The sequence below is a fragment of the Fusibacter fontis genome, assembly GCF_055378735.1.
Genome location: NZ_AP042445.1, coordinates 854,156 through 870,878, shown reverse-complemented (window position 1 = coordinate 870,878; position 16,723 = coordinate 854,156). Strand labels below are relative to the sequence as shown.

Annotated in this window: 13 protein-coding genes; all 13 read left to right on the top strand. The window is 36.1% G+C overall.

The genetic code is table 11. The features are described 5' to 3' along the window. Positions 1–4 precede the first annotated feature (4 nt). The 13 genes from ACZ41W_RS03925 to ACZ41W_RS03865 all read left to right on the top strand — a co-directional run bounded on the left by ACZ41W_RS03925 (position 5) and on the right by ACZ41W_RS03865 (position 16,711). On the top strand, positions 5–1,648 hold the full coding sequence (locus ACZ41W_RS03925) for an NTP transferase domain-containing protein (RefSeq protein WP_464313579.1): 1,644 nt from the start codon (positions 5–7) through the stop codon (positions 1,646–1,648). Between the two features lie 43 nt (positions 1,649–1,691). Next, positions 1,692–2,093: a GtrA family protein gene (locus tag ACZ41W_RS03920; RefSeq protein ID WP_464313578.1), complete on the top strand. Its 402-nt coding sequence runs from the start codon at positions 1,692–1,694 to the stop codon at positions 2,091–2,093. Next, positions 2,090–2,797 (top strand): glycosyltransferase family 2 protein, encoded by a 708-nt coding sequence (locus tag ACZ41W_RS03915; protein ID WP_464313577.1) that lies wholly within the window; start codon positions 2,090–2,092, stop codon positions 2,795–2,797. The genes ACZ41W_RS03920 and ACZ41W_RS03915 overlap by 4 nt, the downstream gene beginning before the upstream one ends. 10 nt (positions 2,798–2,807) lie before the next feature. Continuing rightward, on the top strand, positions 2,808–3,413 hold the full coding sequence (locus ACZ41W_RS03910) for a PI-PLC domain-containing protein (protein WP_464313576.1): 606 nt from the start codon (positions 2,808–2,810) through the stop codon (positions 3,411–3,413). A 94-nt stretch (positions 3,414–3,507) separates the two neighbouring features. Beyond that, complete coding sequence (locus tag ACZ41W_RS03905) at positions 3,508–6,429, top strand: family 10 glycosylhydrolase (protein ID WP_464313575.1); 2,922 nt, start codon at positions 3,508–3,510, stop codon at positions 6,427–6,429. A 165-nt stretch (positions 6,430–6,594) separates the two neighbouring features. Next, the gene (locus ACZ41W_RS03900; protein WP_464313574.1) at positions 6,595–7,074 is read left to right on the top strand and encodes a MarR family winged helix-turn-helix transcriptional regulator; all 480 of its coding nucleotides are present in this window, start codon (positions 6,595–6,597) and stop codon (positions 7,072–7,074) included. A gap of 34 nt (positions 7,075–7,108) precedes the next feature. After that, positions 7,109–9,229 (top strand): ABC transporter ATP-binding protein, encoded by a 2,121-nt coding sequence (locus ACZ41W_RS03895; protein ID WP_464313573.1) that lies wholly within the window; start codon positions 7,109–7,111, stop codon positions 9,227–9,229. Beyond that, positions 9,226–11,088, top strand: a complete 1,863-nt coding sequence (locus ACZ41W_RS03890; protein ID WP_464313572.1) for an ABC transporter ATP-binding protein — start codon at positions 9,226–9,228, stop codon at positions 11,086–11,088. Before ACZ41W_RS03895 ends, ACZ41W_RS03890 begins: the two co-directional genes overlap by 4 nt. Positions 11,089–11,218: 130 nt before the next feature. Next, positions 11,219–12,100, top strand: coding sequence for an ABC transporter ATP-binding protein (locus ACZ41W_RS03885; protein ID WP_464313571.1), 882 nt, complete (start codon positions 11,219–11,221; stop codon positions 12,098–12,100). 4 nt (positions 12,101–12,104) lie between these two features. Further along, positions 12,105–13,379, top strand: coding sequence for a hypothetical protein (locus ACZ41W_RS03880; protein WP_464313570.1), 1,275 nt, complete (start codon positions 12,105–12,107; stop codon positions 13,377–13,379). Beyond that, positions 13,376–14,539, top strand: a complete 1,164-nt coding sequence (locus tag ACZ41W_RS03875; RefSeq protein WP_464313569.1) for a hypothetical protein — start codon at positions 13,376–13,378, stop codon at positions 14,537–14,539. The genes ACZ41W_RS03880 and ACZ41W_RS03875 overlap by 4 nt, the downstream gene beginning before the upstream one ends. A 311-nt stretch (positions 14,540–14,850) precedes the next feature. Beyond that, positions 14,851–16,191 carry a sugar ABC transporter substrate-binding protein gene (locus tag ACZ41W_RS03870; protein ID WP_464313568.1) on the top strand — a complete coding sequence of 447 codons (1,341 nt, stop codon included), beginning with the start codon at positions 14,851–14,853 and terminating at the stop codon, positions 16,189–16,191. Between the two features lie 58 nt (positions 16,192–16,249). Next, positions 16,250–16,711: a hypothetical protein gene (locus ACZ41W_RS03865; protein ID WP_464313567.1), complete on the top strand. Its 462-nt coding sequence runs from the start codon at positions 16,250–16,252 to the stop codon at positions 16,709–16,711. Positions 16,712–16,723: the final 12 nt, after the last annotated feature.

Sequence of the window (16,723 nt, the reverse complement as noted above, 5' to 3'; positions counted from 1 at the left end):
TGTTATGAAAATCATCGTTCCAATGTCCGGAAGGGGACAACGTTTTATTAATAAAGGGTATGAAGACCCAAAACCATTAATTTTAATGGATGGCAAGCCAATTATCGGACATGTTATCGATATGTTTTCGCAAGAAGATGACTATATTTTTATTTGCGCAAATGATCATCTTGAAACGACCAAGATGAGAACCGTACTCGAATCCTTAGCACCGGGATGTACCATTGTTGGCATTGATCCTCATAAAAAAGGACCCATCTATGCCGTTCAACAAGTGTACGATCTCATTGGAGATGAAGATGAAGTCATTGTAAATTACTGTGATTTTGGGTGCTATTGGGATTATGAAGATTTTAAACGCCACACGAGAGAGCGACATGCAGATGGTGCAGTTCCAGCATATAAAGGATTTCATCCACACATGTTAGGAACGACGAATTATGCGTTTATGAGAGACGATCAACAGTGGATGCTTGAAATTCAAGAGAAAAAGCCTTTTACAGACAATCGAATGAATGAATATGCATCATCTGGAACCTATTATTTTAGAACCGGAGCCATCATGAAAAAGTACATGGACATGATCGTTGAGAGAAATTTACACGTCAATGGAGAGTTTTATGTATCCGTTGTCTATAATTTGTTCGTTGAACATGGTTTAAAAGTTTCCATCTACGAAATTCAACACATGTTACAGTGGGGGACACCAGAAGACGTAGAAGATTATATTTATCACTCGGAGTATTTTAAACAGCTGATCCATTCAAATGCTTTTAAAATGCCTATTTCCAATACACTCAATCTGATTCCACTCGCTGGTGAGGGACAACGATTTAAAAATGAAGGATATGACTTACCTAAACCTTTAATTGAAGTTTCCGGAAAACCTATGATTGAACAAGCATTTGATGCGTATCCAAAGTCGGATAAAGCTTCATTTGTGGTACTTAAGAAGCACTGCGATGCGTATCAAATTGATATACTTCTTAAAAATGATTATCCTAACACAACTATTTATAGGCTGGATGCAGTTACAGAAGGGCAGGCGATAACTGCATCTTTAGGCATATGTGAATCCGACTATGAGTGGCCACTTTTAATCGCAGCATGTGATAATGGTTTGATTATGAATGAAGACAGGTTAACGCATTTTATTAAAGAAAAAGATGCCGATGTAATTTGCTTTACATTTAAACACAATCCAACCGTAGGAAGTAATCCTAATGGTTACGGGTATGTACAAACGGATGAAAATGATCGCATTTTGGGCGTATCGGTTAAAAAACCATTGTCAGCCCAACCAATGAATGATCATGCCATCGTTGGCGCTTTCTATTTTAAACGTGCAAAAGACTTTATATTAGCTGTCGATTATCTGAAAAGTCAGAACATACGTGTGAATAATGAGTTCTATGTGGATTCTATCATGGGAATTTTAGGCGAAATGAACCTCACTGGATATGCAATGGAATGTGCATATGAAAGTTGGGGGACGCCAAATGATTATAAGACGTATTGTTATTGGCAAAGTTTCTTCCACAAGGCTGCTTTTCATCCTTACGATATGATGAAAGATCCGATGATTCCTGATGCACAAAAATCTGATTTAATAAAGCGTGCATACGCTTTTGAACAAGATTACAGATAATCATAGACTAAAATAACAAGCTACGTACGAGGGAGCACACTTGATGGACTTTATTAAAAAATGTTTAAAAACAGAAATTTTTCGCTATTTAGTTGTAGGTGGTGGCGCTGTAGGGATTGATTTTATCAGTCACATGCTAATGCTTCATGTTTTGGAAGTGGAGCTTTCGATATCAAAGGCAATTGCATATATTTTAGGCGCAATTTTTTCCTTTATTGTCAATAAAATTTGGACATTTAAGTCGGATCAAAGCCTATCGACTTCGTTTGTAAAATTTTCTGCATTATATGCCACTACATTTATAACAAATGTCGCAGTGAATGCATTTGTGGTGTGGATCGGAATGCCTGTGATCTTTGCATTTGGAGTTGCTACAGCTACAAGTATTATATTAAATTATTTGGGTCAAAAATTTTGGGTGTATAGAAAGGTGAAAACAGTATGAAATTGTCAATTGTTGTGCCTTGTTATAATGAAAGCAAGAATATTCCTTTGATATTAAAGCGTTTTTCAGAGTGCATAGATACGCGTCAGATCGAACTGATCTTGGTGAATAATGGGTCTACTGATGATAGTCAACAAGTCATTGATTCATTATTGCCTTCATATCAATTTGCAAAATCAACCCTAGTACCAGTGAATCAAGGGTATGGTTATGGCATCGTCTCTGGATTAAGAACTGCTCAAGGAGAGTTTATTGGATGGACACACGCAGATATGCAGACAGATCCAATGGATGTCATCAAAGCATATGATGCAATTATGGAGATGTCAGATCGCCATGTATATGTCAAGGGCAGTCGTAAAAAGCGGCCATTTATTGATCGATTTTTCACAGTTGGGATGAGTGCATTTGAAACACTCTATCTTAAAACACCATTATGGGATATTAATGCCCAACCGAACCTATTTCCGAGATCCTATTTTGAAAGTTTAGAGATGTTTCCGGATGATTTTTCACTGGATCTTTATATGTACTATATGGCAAAACGAAAAGGCTTGAAAATCGTGCGTTTTCCAGTGTTATTTACAGAAAGAATTCACGGGGAATCAAAGTGGAATGACCAAACGTTTAAAGCAAAATGGAAATTTATAAAGCGAACATTGACTTTTAGTGTGGAACTTAAGAAAAGACTCAGAAAAGGATAGTGGAGGGCATATGGAATTTATCAGTCATCGCATTAACACGATTGAAGCACTTAAAAATACCCCTTTCGAGTTCGGTGTTGAGCTAGATTTGAGAGATTTTGGCAATGAAATCATCCTGTCACATGACCCTTATGTCATGGGGGAACGATTTGAGGACTATTTAAAGATCTATAAACACGGTACGTTGATTTTAAATGTTAAGAGTGAACGCATCGAACATCAAGTCCTCCAAATGATTCAAAACGCAGGCGTTAAGGACTATTTCTTTTTAGATTCATCATTCCCAATGATTTATTTACTCTCTCAATTAGGTGAAGAAAATACCGCCATTCGCCTATCTGAATTTGAAGGCATGGATACTTTAAGACATATGAAGGGTAAGGCTAAATGGGTTTGGGTAGATTGTTTTACGCGATTTATCTTAACACGAGACATCATGAATGAACTCCATGAACTGGGATACAAAATATGTCTGGTTTCTCCAGAACTACAAGGTAGACCCGAGGATATAGAGCGTCATGCTGAAGTTATCTGTGAAATCGGTATCTTACCGGATGCGATTTGTACAAAAGAGTATCAGATTGAAAAATGGAAAAATCTCTTGAAAATTTTATAATTGTGTTACAAAGCCATTAAGAAACCATGAAAATGAAGTATTTTACGTCGTTATTCGATAGAATGATAAAAAACGTATTAAGTGAGGAACGCATATGAAGAAAAAGACAACATTGATACTGATTTTATGCATGATCGTTAGTTTGTTCTCTAATGGATTTCAGACGACCTATGCAAATGCTAAAACGGATGCGACATTTGATGATTTTCGTGCAGTATGGGTGACTACTGTGCTCAATTTGGATTACCCAAGCAAGGGGACAACTAGTAGTGAACAGCTCAAAAAAGAAGCGCAGTCGATTATTCAAAATGTTAAATCAGCAGGCTTAAATGCAATTGTTCTGCAAGTACGACCTGCAGCTGATGCCATCTATCCATCTGCTTATTTTCCTTGGTCAAAGTATTTGACGGGAAAACAAGGCGTCGCACCGGATCAATCATTTGACCCGCTCAAATATTGGATCGAAGAAGCACATAAAAATGGCATAGAATTACACGCATGGATCAATCCATATAGAATCACTAGAAAAGAATCGAAGGATCCTTCATTTGACTATAATTCTCTGGCTTCAAATCATCCTGCAAAACTTCATCCTGAATGGGTTGTTGAACATACAGATGGTAATTTATATTTTAATCCGGGGATTCCTGAAGCGCGTCAATATATTGTCCAAAGCATCGAGGAAATCGTCCGAAATTATGATGTAGACGGCATTCATTTAGATGATTACTTTTATCCAAGTACATCATTTAACGATAACGCTTCATTTGCAACCTATGGTTCATCATTTAAAACGCTTTCAGATTGGCGAAGAAATAATGTAGATCTACTTATTCAAGAAATTAATACGACGATCAATTCCATTGATACTAGCGTGGCATTTGGCGTAAGTCCTTTTGGTATCTGGGCAAATCAGAAAAATCATAAAGACGGTAGTGCTACAAGTGGGAATGAATCGTATTTTAATCAATACGCAGACACCAAAAAATGGGTTCAAAATAACTGGCTCGACTATATTGCACCTCAAATCTATTGGAACATAGGTTATAGCGTTGCAGATTATGCTGTATTAACTAAATGGTGGAATCAAGTTGTAGACGGAACAAATGTAAAATTATACATTGGTCATGCAGCCTATCGAGTAGGAGATAAGGACAGTAAAAGCCCTTGGTATGGCGTGGGTGAAATCTATAAACAAATTTCACTCAATCAAAAATTGACCAATATTGATGGCAGTATCTTTTTTAGGTATGCGTTCATAAGAGACAATCGTGAACTGCAAAACATCATCAAGACTTCTTTTGATCAAACAGTTACAGGTCCGACTCAAACTAATTTTGTCATCGGAAGACCTATTAGTGAAAATATCAGCACAACAGCAGCTTCATACTATATTGGCGGTGCATCGAATCCAAGTAGTCCACTTTATCTTAATGGAGTGGAAGTGACATCAAGAACTTATCAAGGATATTTTGGTGTATATGTTCCATTAAAAAATGGACTAAATACATTTACCTTTGAACAAAATGGCGTTAAACTCACGCGAAAAATCACTAAAACGACTGGAACAACTTCAAAAGCAACCCCTATGTCAACGATACAAATCACTTCAACTTGGCCGCAGAATACTCGAATGCTCACAAATGATGAAAATATTTCGTTTTATTGTAAAGCGCCAATTGGTGCAAAAGTAAGTGTTACATTGGCTGGTAAGACTTTCAGCTTAAATCCCAAAGTAGCATCGACGACTCTAAAAGGTGCTTATGCAACAGAGTATTCACTTAATCAAAAGTGGGATACTTTAACAGGAACACCCCAGATAGTAGATTTGGGAGCACCTGTGTATAGCATGACTTATAATGGACAAACGTATTCTACGACAGCTCCTGCATCCGTTAAAATTGCTATGGAAATGGCCCCTTTTTTAGCAGTTGTTAAAGAGGACTATACAGATTCATATCCGAATCCATATGGTTCAGATGGTGCGCAATATTTGTTAAATAAAGGGATGACAGATTATATTACTGGCGAGTATTCTAGTTATTATCGATTAGCCTCTGGGGTTTGGGTGAAAAAGGATGCGGTCACCACAAAAGAGTCTTTTATTAACAACCGAATTACCAGTGCGGAGTATTCGCAAAATACTGATTTTGTCGGTGTTAATACGGCGGATTCCATAACATTTAATATGGAAAGTAACGTGCTTGCATTTGCGAATTTTGATGGTAAAAAATTGACAGTGACTTTTTCTCAAACGCAGTCAGCGTCTGCTGTACCATTACCGACTATGAGTTTTGTATCATCTGTTGTCAGTAAGACAGATAAAAATACGACGACGTATGATTTAAACTTTGCAAATCCAAAAGAATTAGCTGGGTACTCTATTGAAAAAGCAACAAATGGCTACAAATTAGTGTTGAATAAAAAGTTTAAAGCTTACTCAAGAAGCAGTCAATTGCCTCTAATGGGGGCTGTGATTGTACTTGATCCAGGTCATGGTGGCAAGGATTCGGGTGCAATTGGACTATTAGGTGCATTGAAACCAGAGAAAGCTGTTGCGTTTGATATTTCATCTCAATTAAAATTGAAATTAGAGTCACTAGGCGCGAAAGTCATTCTTACGCGTTCAGGTGATCAATATGTGACGCTTCAAGAACGGTTGAAATTATCAAAAGAATCACGTCCGGATATGTTTATATCCATCCATGCAGATAGTCTTGAAGATACGAGAAATTTAGCGACGATTAAAGGATTTACCACCTATTACAAAGATCCAATTGCAAAGAGCTTTTCAGATACCGTTCAATCCAATGTCACGATGAATTTAGGAAGAACGGGTAGAGGGGTCAAAAACATGAACTTTTATGTGGTTCGCGGGACGTGGGCACCTTCAGTTTTACTTGAAACAGGATTTATGCCAAATCCTGATGAGTTTCAATTACTCGCGGATTCAAAGGAACAAGCAGCATTGGCAAACAATATTGCAGACTCGATCTTAAAATATTTTAGCAATTAAGGGCGATTTATTGCACACAACTTATTGCTCACACTTATTGTTCACAACTTATTGTTCACAATTTATTCATTTGTAAAAACTTCAAAAGAGCGATACAATATATTTCGAATACGAAACTTCGTATTCGAAATATTTTTTTGTCCTACTATATGTGGAGGTTGACTTATGGAAGATTTAAGTAAAGGCCATGATGTCCTTATTAAAATTAAATCAATCAATGAAATTATGCATAGTGCCATGGAAAGTATTTTTCGTGATATTCATTTAACTGCGCCACAGGCCATGGTTGTGGGTATATTAATGAGAAATGGCGATTTAAAAGTAAGCGATGTGAGTCAAAAAATGGGATTGTCCATGAGTACGGTATCGAGCATTTTAGATCGACTTGAAAAAGCAAGTGTCGTTGAGCGTATTAAAAGTGAAAAAGATGGACGAATTATCATGATTCATTTGACGGATACGTTTAAAAATCAGACTTCTGAGAAATTTAAACAGATCGAGTTCGAGATTGGTAAACGCATCATCGATGCCACTGAAAATAATATTGATTCTATTTTACAGTCATTGACTTTGCTTGAAGATATATTAAAAAATCAAGTCGCTGTTGATATGAACTTAAGAGTCAATAGGTGTAAAAATGAGTAGTTATCATTAAGAACGACAACTAAGGAGCGTGTGTATGAAGTTAATTAAATTTTTAAAGCCTTTTGCAATATGGGTGCTTGTAGCAATTGCACTTTTATATCTTCAAGCAAATGCAGATTTAGCACTACCGGATTATATGTCAGACATCGTGAATACTGGGATTCAAAATAACGGTGTTGAAAAGGCCATTCCAGAAGTCATGAAACAAACGGATTTTGAAATGATGACGCAAATGCTGAGTCAAGAAGATCGAGATCTTTTGACAGAGCATTATTCGCTGATATCTCAAGAGGGCAGCGATGCGGAGCTTTATGATGATCTATCTAAAACGTATACCAAACTAGAGGGGCAACCCGTTTATTATTTTGATTTTGATCAAGATTTATCTGATGATAAAACTGAACTAATTGAACTAACGATTTCGAGATTATTTTTAAGTGTCAATGCAATGCAGACGGGAACGTCGTTTGATGCCGAGTCTATGGAAGATTCTTTACTCATTCAAATGGGTGAAAAAGCAACGACGATGTATGTTGAAACTTTAGGTGCGGATCTTGAATCCATTCAAAGAAACTATATTATCAAGATGGGCGGCATGATGCTTTTAGTTTCACTTGTTGGGGCAGTTGCTTCAATTTTGGTGGGGCTGATTGCAGCGAGAGTAGCCTCTGGAGTTGGTAGAAATCTTAGAAAAGCTATTTTTACAAAAGTTGAGAATTTTTCAAATGCAGAGTTTGATCAATTTTCAACAGCTTCATTGATTACGAGAAGTACCAATGATATTACACAGATACAGACCTTGATGGTCATGATGATTCGAATGGTATTTTATGCGCCGTTAATGGGAATTGGTGGCGTTTTCAAAGCACTTGATAAAAGTGTTTCCATGTCATGGATTATCGCTTTGGCTGTAATCCTACTCATGGGAATTATCATGGTCGTATTTGCCATTGCGATGCCAAAATTTAAAGCTGTACAAAAACTCATTGATAAACTCAATTTGGTCGTTCGAGAAAACCTAACGGGTATGATGGTCGTACGTGCTTTCAATACGCAACAATTTGAGACAGAGCGATTTGAGAAAGCCAATTCAGATTTGACCAAAACCAACTTATTTGTGAACCGCGTGATGGTCTTTTTATTCCCGGTTATGTCACTCATCATGAATGGCGTTACGATTGTTATCATTTGGGTAGGTGCGCATCAAATCGCCGATTCAGCGATGCAAGTAGGTGATATGATGGCATTTATGCAATATGCTATACAGATTTTGATGTCGTTCTTATTCTTATCGATGATGTTTATTATGGTGCCTCGTGCTTCTGTAAGTGCTGCGCGTGTCAATGAAGTACTTGATACAAAATTGACCATACTTGATCCAGAAAAACCGAAATCAATGACGAACAATGGCAAGGGTAAGGTTGAATATCGAGAAGTGACATTTAGATATCCAGGTGCTGAGGAAGATATGCTGAAGAATATATCATTTACAGCAGAAGCTGGTAAAGTCACAGCGATTATTGGATCCACAGGGTGTGGTAAGACAACGCTCGTAAATTTACTCCCACGTTTTTATGATATTACTTCAGGAGAAATTCAAATTGATGGTGTTTCCATCTCTGAGGTTAAGCAGTCAGAACTTAGGAATATGATTGGCTATGTGCCTCAAAAAGCCTCCTTATTCAGTGGAAGTATTGAGAGTAATTTGAAGTTTGGCGACGATGATGCATCGATGGATGAGCTTATGACAGCGATTGACATCGCACAAGCAAATGAGATTATTGAGGAAAAAACAGAAGGTATGGCAGCTCCAATTGCACAAGGTGGCGCAAATGTATCAGGTGGTCAAAAACAACGTCTTTCCATTGCGAGAGCTCTTGTTAAGAAACCTAAAATATATATCTTTGACGATTCTTTTAGCGCACTTGACTACAAGACCGATGCAGCCTTGCGACGTGCCCTTAAAACTCAGACAAATGATGCAACGGTTATTTTGGTTGCACAGCGGATCGCGACGATTAAAAATGCAGATCAAATTCTCGTAATAGACGAAGGCAAGATTGTGGGTGTTGGAACACATAAAATGCTGATGGAATCTTGTGAAACGTATCGAGAAATTGCATTCTCGCAATTGAGCAAGGAGGAACTCGCATGAGTGATAATAAAGAGTTTAAACAGCCCAAAAGCAAAGGACCTGGAATGGGAGGTCCAATGCACATGATGGGTGGTGCAAAAGCGAAAGATTTTAAGGGAACATTTAAGCGTCTCATTGATTATTTAAATGAGTTCAAATTTAAAATTGTATTGGTGATATTTTTCGCAATAGCAAGTTCGATCTTTTCAATTGTAGGTCCGAAACTACTCGGTAAAGTAACAACAGAAGTATTTGAAGGATTTATCGAGCAAGTAACTGGAAAGTCATTAGGAATTGATTTCACCTATATCGCACAGATTATGTGGCTCCTCATTATTTTATACGGGACAAGTGCGATATTAGCCTATATTCAAGGGTTTATTATGTCTGGCGTCTCAATGAAAATCAGCTATAAGATGAGAACAGATATCAGTCATAAAATCAATCGTATTCCATTTAAGTATTTTGATGACACCAATTACGGGGAAGTTCTTTCAAGAGTGACAAACGATGTCGATACGGTTAGTCAAACGCTCAATCAAAGTGTTTCTCAGATGATTACTTCAGTTACAACGGTAGTAGGTGTTCTCGCAATGATGATTAGCATCAGCTGGATGATGACACTTGTCGCACTGATGATTATTCCATTGTCATTATTTTTGGTGACGATGATTATCAAACAATCTCAGAAATATTTCAAAGAGCAACAAAAATTACTTGGAAATGTCAATGGTCACATTGAAGAGATGTATTCTGGACATGTCATCATCAAAGCTTTTAATCGTGAAGAAAAAAGCATCCAGCAGTTTGATGCATATAATGACGCACTCTATAATACCTCATGGAAAGCACAGTTTTTATCGTCTATCATGATGCCGATGATTGGCATAGTCGGCAATATTGGCTATGTTGCAGTGTGCGTGCTCGGGGGTTACCTTGCAGTGAACAATGCACTAAAAGTAGGGGATATTCAGGCTTTTATTCAATATGTTCGAAACTTTACACAACCACTTTCCCAACTTGCAAACATCTCCAACGTCCTTCAACAAACCGTAGCTGCTGCTGAACGCGTTTTTGAATTTATGGATGAAGAAGAAGAAGTCGAAGATACAAGCGACGCTGTGAGTGCTTCACATGTAAAAGGAGAAGTAGAATTTTCGCATGTTCACTTTGGCTATAAAGCAGATCAAACCATCATCAATGATTTTTCAGTGAAGGTGAAACCAGGTCAAAAAGTGGCAATTGTCGGACCTACAGGCGCTGGGAAAACGACGATGGTTAAACTTCTCATGAGATTTTATGATGTCAATTCAGGTGAAATTCGTCTAGATGGTCATAATATCAAAAACTTTACACGACATGATTTAAGAGATCAATTTGGAATGGTGCTTCAAGACGCATGGCTTTATAATGCAAGCATTCGCGACAATATAAGATATGGAAATTTAAATGCTTCAGATGAAGATGTGATTCAAGCTGCAAAAGCAGCTCACGTAGACAGCTTTGTTCATATGCTTCCAGGAGGATACGATATGATCCTCAATGAAGACGCATCCAATGTCTCACAAGGTCAAAAACAATTAATAACTATTGCTAGGGCATTTTTATCAGATCCGAAGTTATTGATTCTTGATGAAGCAACGAGTTCAGTCGATACACGTACTGAAATTCAAATACAACAAGCAATGAAGCGACTGATGGAAAATAGAACGAGCTTCATCATCGCGCATCGTTTGTCGACGATTCGAGATGCAGATTTGATCTTAGTCATGAATCACGGAGACATTGTGGAACAGGGAACACACCTTGAACTTCTAGAACAAAAAGGTTTTTATGCAGATCTATATAATAGTCAGTTTGAGTTAGATCCAGCTGTTTAAATGTTAGAAATTTGTATGAAAAAAGAAGTTTTTTCTTAAAAACTAATCTTAATATATTATAAGAAAAGTCATTTTAGTTTGATACGATTTTGTTATCAAATTAAAGTGACTTTTTTTATGGGAGGAAAACATGCAATTAGAACTGGTTCATATTGAAAAATACTATGGCAATCATCAGGCAATTTACGATCTCAATATCAAATTTGATCCTGGAGTTTATGGGTTTTTAGGTGCTAATGGTGCGGGAAAATCCACACTATTAAAAATACTAAGTGGTAATTTAACTCCGAGTAGTGGTGAAATTCGAGTCAATCGTCAATCCTACAAAATCTTATCAGAAGATTATTTTAATCACCTGGGATATTTACCTCAAGGATTTGGTTACTATCCAAATCTTACAGCTATTGAATTTCTTGACTTTATGGCTGCAATTAAGGGGATTTGCAAAAAACTTAAACAGAAACAGATCCATGAAGTTCTCAGTCAAGTTGGGCTACAAGACGTAGCCCATAAAAAGATAAAGACATTTTCAGGGGGGATGAAACAACGGTTAGGGATTGCTCAAGCTTTATTAAATGATCCACAAGTTTTGATTTTAGATGAACCCACCGCTGGATTAGACCTTAAAGAACGCATACGGCTTAAAGGTGTATTGTCGAGTTTATCGAAAAATAAAATTATCATCATAGCAACTCATATCGTATCGGACATCGAGTCAATTGCAGATCACATCGTGCTTTTTAATAAAGGAAAAATACATAAAATGGGCACTATTAAACAAGTTGTTGAAAGCATCAATGGAAAAGTATGGCATGGAAGTGTGTCTTATCAAGAGTCGCTGCAAATGGTAGACACTTTTTGTATCAGCCATCAACGTCAGTATCATGATGAGGTTCAGTTGAGGATTATTTCTAAAACTCAACCATTTCAACAATTTATAAATGTTAAGCCCAACTTAGAAGACGTTTATCTCTATATGTCCCAATTTGAAACCAGCGTTGTTGAGAGGTAAGGCGATGAATAAAAACAGATCGAAGGAAGGTTTGAACAAAATTGAACAGAAAAAAATTGAACAGAAAAAAATTGAACTGACAAAACACGAATGGATCAAGTTGATTAAAAATCCGCTTAATTTAATGGCTGTCGTAATCCTTATAGCACTCATGTTGAGTATTATTGTCATCACCTTCGTGGAAACACCACCAAATGTAAGCTTAAAAAAACAAGCGGGTTACATGTCAGAGCAAAAAATAAGGGAAGTAATTCAGCATTATCAGTCGATTATGCATCAATCTAAGAACTATGAAAATGGTGAATTAAAAGCTTCCGTATATCAAAACGAATGGAAACCGTTTGTTAAATTTGAACGTTATATACATTCAACATACTCGACATCATTTGTGGAACGTGCAGATAGTACAAAAGATATGATGGATTATCTAGATGAAGAAAGCATTCAAAAATTTTATGAAGAACGGCTTGTGAGAATCAGTGAAATGATTCGTTCGAATAGTGCTTCAAAGCAAACCTGTCAAGCATTAATGCAAATGCAAAATCAAATTTCAATACCATTTTGGTTTAATTATCACGACGGATGGCAAGTTGCTATTGGGCTTTTACGGTTGATAGTTTTGACAATAGCAGCAACATTGACCGTTATTGTTGTGCCTATTTTTACATATGATTACCAATGTGGAATGGATCAACTTATATATAGTACGGCAATTGGTCGAAAAAAATACTTTAAAGTAAAATACGGTATTACTTTTTTAGTGACGACATTCGTATATGGATCTGTCATTATATTGTATTCACTAATCGTTTTCTCATTATATGGATTTACAGGATATGAAGTACCGTTTCAATTAATGCAATGGCAATCACCTTATGCGCTAAATGCACTACAAGCTTATGGTGTTTGTGTCATGATGGGTTATGTAAGTTGCTTAATTTATGTGAGTATCATCAATTTTATTTCTATTATGTTTAAAAAGATGTCAATGTCATTTATTTTTGGATGGTTATTTTTATTGTTGCCATTATTTATTGGATTATCAAATTATACAGAAATGAGCATTATACAGGCTTTTTATTCAATTTTACCAACTCATTTAATGAATTATTATGAGACACTTGGACTAAATAGTCTTTATATCATTTTGGGACGTAGCTTTTCAAGAATTTGGATGGATCTTTGCATCAGTGTAGCGTTTATAAGCGCAGTATACTTTATTGGATCAAAAGCATATCAAAATCATCAACCCAATAACAAAATTGGAGGTAGCCTGTGACAACCATTTTAAAATATGAATTGAAAAAAATTATATGCAGAAAAGAAACCTATCTAACAAGCATCATCATGAGTATAATCCTATTCAGTTTATGCTATGTAAGTGTTAAAGTGACAACTTATGACACATTAGAATTAGAGGCAAGTGGATCAGAAGCAATTCAACTTATACATCAAAACCAAAATTTCCTTAATGGCGTTTTAGATCAAGAGACGATACAAAATTTAGTTGCCGATGTTCGTTTGATTTATGACAATCCACATAATTTCTCTGCTGAAGGCACTTTGAAAGATGAAGTGTACATAGAACAAATTCAACCTAAATCAGAAATTATTTCATTTTTATGCAAGGCATTCTCAGAAAAAGGGCAGTATAATCCAAATGCATTACTGTCCATTTCTGACGAAGAAGTTCATAATTTTTATATGTATTATCAGGATCGTACTCAGTACAATGATGAAAGTAATGCGTTGACTGCAGAACATCCATTATATTATGGTGATCATTTAGGATGGCGCAAACTATTTGATAATCTTTGGATTTTCAATATTTCAATAACTATGATGGTTACGGTGATTTTAGCTGGAATATTTTCGTCAGAAAAAGAACTTGGTATGAGTGCCTTGCTACGTTGTACATTAAAAGGTAATCTTCAACTGGGTCGAGTAAAAATAATAAGTGCATTTATAATCAGCAGTTGCTTTTATCTTGTATCTCTGATGGTATATGTTTTTGTCTTCATGACTCAATTTAGCACCACAGGTTATAATGTAAGCGTTCAATTTTTTAGTTTTACATCTCCGTTATCACTCAATATGTTTGAAAGTTTTATTTTATGCTCAATTTTGTCATATTTAAGTTATTTGTTCATGGCAATGTTAGTTGTTTTCCTTTCAAATCGAACTCAAAGAACATTATTGACCTGTATTATATCCATTATTGTCATAATCATTCCGATGTTTATTCCAATTTCAGACGATCGAAATTTTATAAATTTTATACTTCGTTCTCTGCCTTGTCAGCTGATGAATCCGGCAGAAATGCTTAAAAATGACCTTTTTACATGTAGAATTATGCTTCTATGCATGGGTTTGTTTATTGTATTATGCGCATCTAGTTGCATAAAGATGGTAAAGAGTCGTGAGAAGAAAAATGAATAAATAAAAGATTATAAACGAGGGATTAGGGTATTTATTTCACTGTATTCAAATTGTGTGAAAATATATTGTGCTATCGGTTGCACAAAAAAACACAAAAAAAATGAATAAAATGTTAAAAAATATTGCATCACGTGAAACAGGAAGTTATAATGAGCGTGATTAGAGATATTTTTTTACAAATAATGTGCAAACGCATGCACAAATTGAAACGTTTATTTGCGCATTAATGTGTAAAAAAATATCAAAGTCACCAATTTTGCATCGAAAATGTATGCAAAAGATTTCTTAAAGGGAGATGTAGGAGGATTAAAATGAAAAAGTTATTAAGTTTATTGCTTGTCGCAGTAATGGTATTTTCATTGGCTGCATGTACTAAGAAAGATGAAGTAACAGAACCTAAAGATGATGCTACAACAACAGAAGCAGCTACAGAAGCAGCTGGTTTAACTGGTTCAATTACAGTACAAGCTGAAACAGGTTGGATGGCTTATTATCAAGCTGCAATTGACAGAGTGATTGCAAACAATCCTGATGCAAAAATTGAAATTATCGAAGTGGGTTCATTTGATCACTTAGATACAATTGATAAAACTGATGTTACAAATACTGACGTAGCAGACGTATTTGCACTTCCAGCTGATAGAATTTACGGCTTAGCTGAAAAACAAGCATTAGCAGCAATGGATGCTGAAGCTATGGCAGCTATCGTTGGCGGATTTGCTGATTACAATGCTGGTTTAGGTGGAAACTTTAAAATTGATGATTCATATTTAGCTTTCCCAATGAACATTGAAACACTTATTGCATTTGTAAACAACGCTAATGCTACTGCAGCAAACGTTGACACTACAAAAGCAATGGAATTTACAACATTAGATCCACAAGCTATTTTAATTCCTGCATTTAATGCATGGTTTGGTGTTGCATTAACAAACACAGCAAACATTGAATTATTAGGTCACGACAAAGATGGCAATTTATACTCAGATTTAACTGCTGATTGGAAAGACCTTCCAGCTGAAAAACAAGCTGTATTTACTGCATTATTCAACTACTGGAAAGCTCACTCAGAAGCTGGTACATCATTATGGGATAAAGATGCTGCTTGGGGTTACATGGATACTGAATTTACATCAGGCGGAAAAACTGCTGTTCGTATTGATGGACCATGGTCTACAGGAAACTTATCTGGATTCGCTAACAACGGTGCAGATTTAGGCATCTTACCAATTACTGACTTAACATTCAACGGCCAACCACTTCTTCACTGGAAAGGTGGCTGGGGATTAGGTATCAACGCTAGATGTGAGGGCGATGAAGAAAAAATGGCTCTTTCACAAGCTTTAATCCAAGAATTAGTAAATACTGAATATGCAGTTGATTTCTTCAAAGCAACTGGAAAAATCATGGAAAACGTAGATCCATCTGTTTATGCAGCTTCAGATTTATCAGATGCAGACAAAACAGTTATCGCAGCTGTTCTTGAGTCTTACAAAGATGCACCTGCTAGACCATTATTTAGCGAGTGGGGCGGCGTTTGGGATACATGGCAAAATGCATTGTTGTCATGGTCTGCAGTGAAACCAGCTACAGCTGAAGCAGCTTATGCTGAAGTTCAGGCTTCATTCAAAGCTATGATGCTAAACTTCTAGAAATAAAAAGAGAAGAGAGGTTTAGCCTTTCTTCTCTTTATTTTTGAAAGGAAACTGTATGAATCAGACAGCGATGAACACAAATGCAAAACTTCCTACAAAAACATTTTATTGGTTATTATTTGCTTGCGCTTTGATCGTCGTAATGGCTTCGTTAGATGTGATGTTTCGGGTCAAAGACAAAGCACTTTTTGATAAATGGGTGGAAATCTCAAAATTAACAGGTGATACACAAACGTTGCTAGGGACATATGTTACCGGCAATTTAAGTGTCTTTTTTATGAAAATAATCGTTCCTGCTTTTTTTGCATTATATACATATTATGCATATGTAAAAGTGAGAATTAATTATCTATATATTTTTATGTGGACGGTCTTAATACTTGGTTCAATGGCATATACGCTAGTTCAAATGCAATTGTTCTCTGTATTTTTTTATCTGCAATTAGGCGGATATTTTATTTTGATCGTCAATTTGTTGTCTCTAGTAGATGTCGTTAAACAAAATAAATCTAAGTAAAGGTGGGTCTGT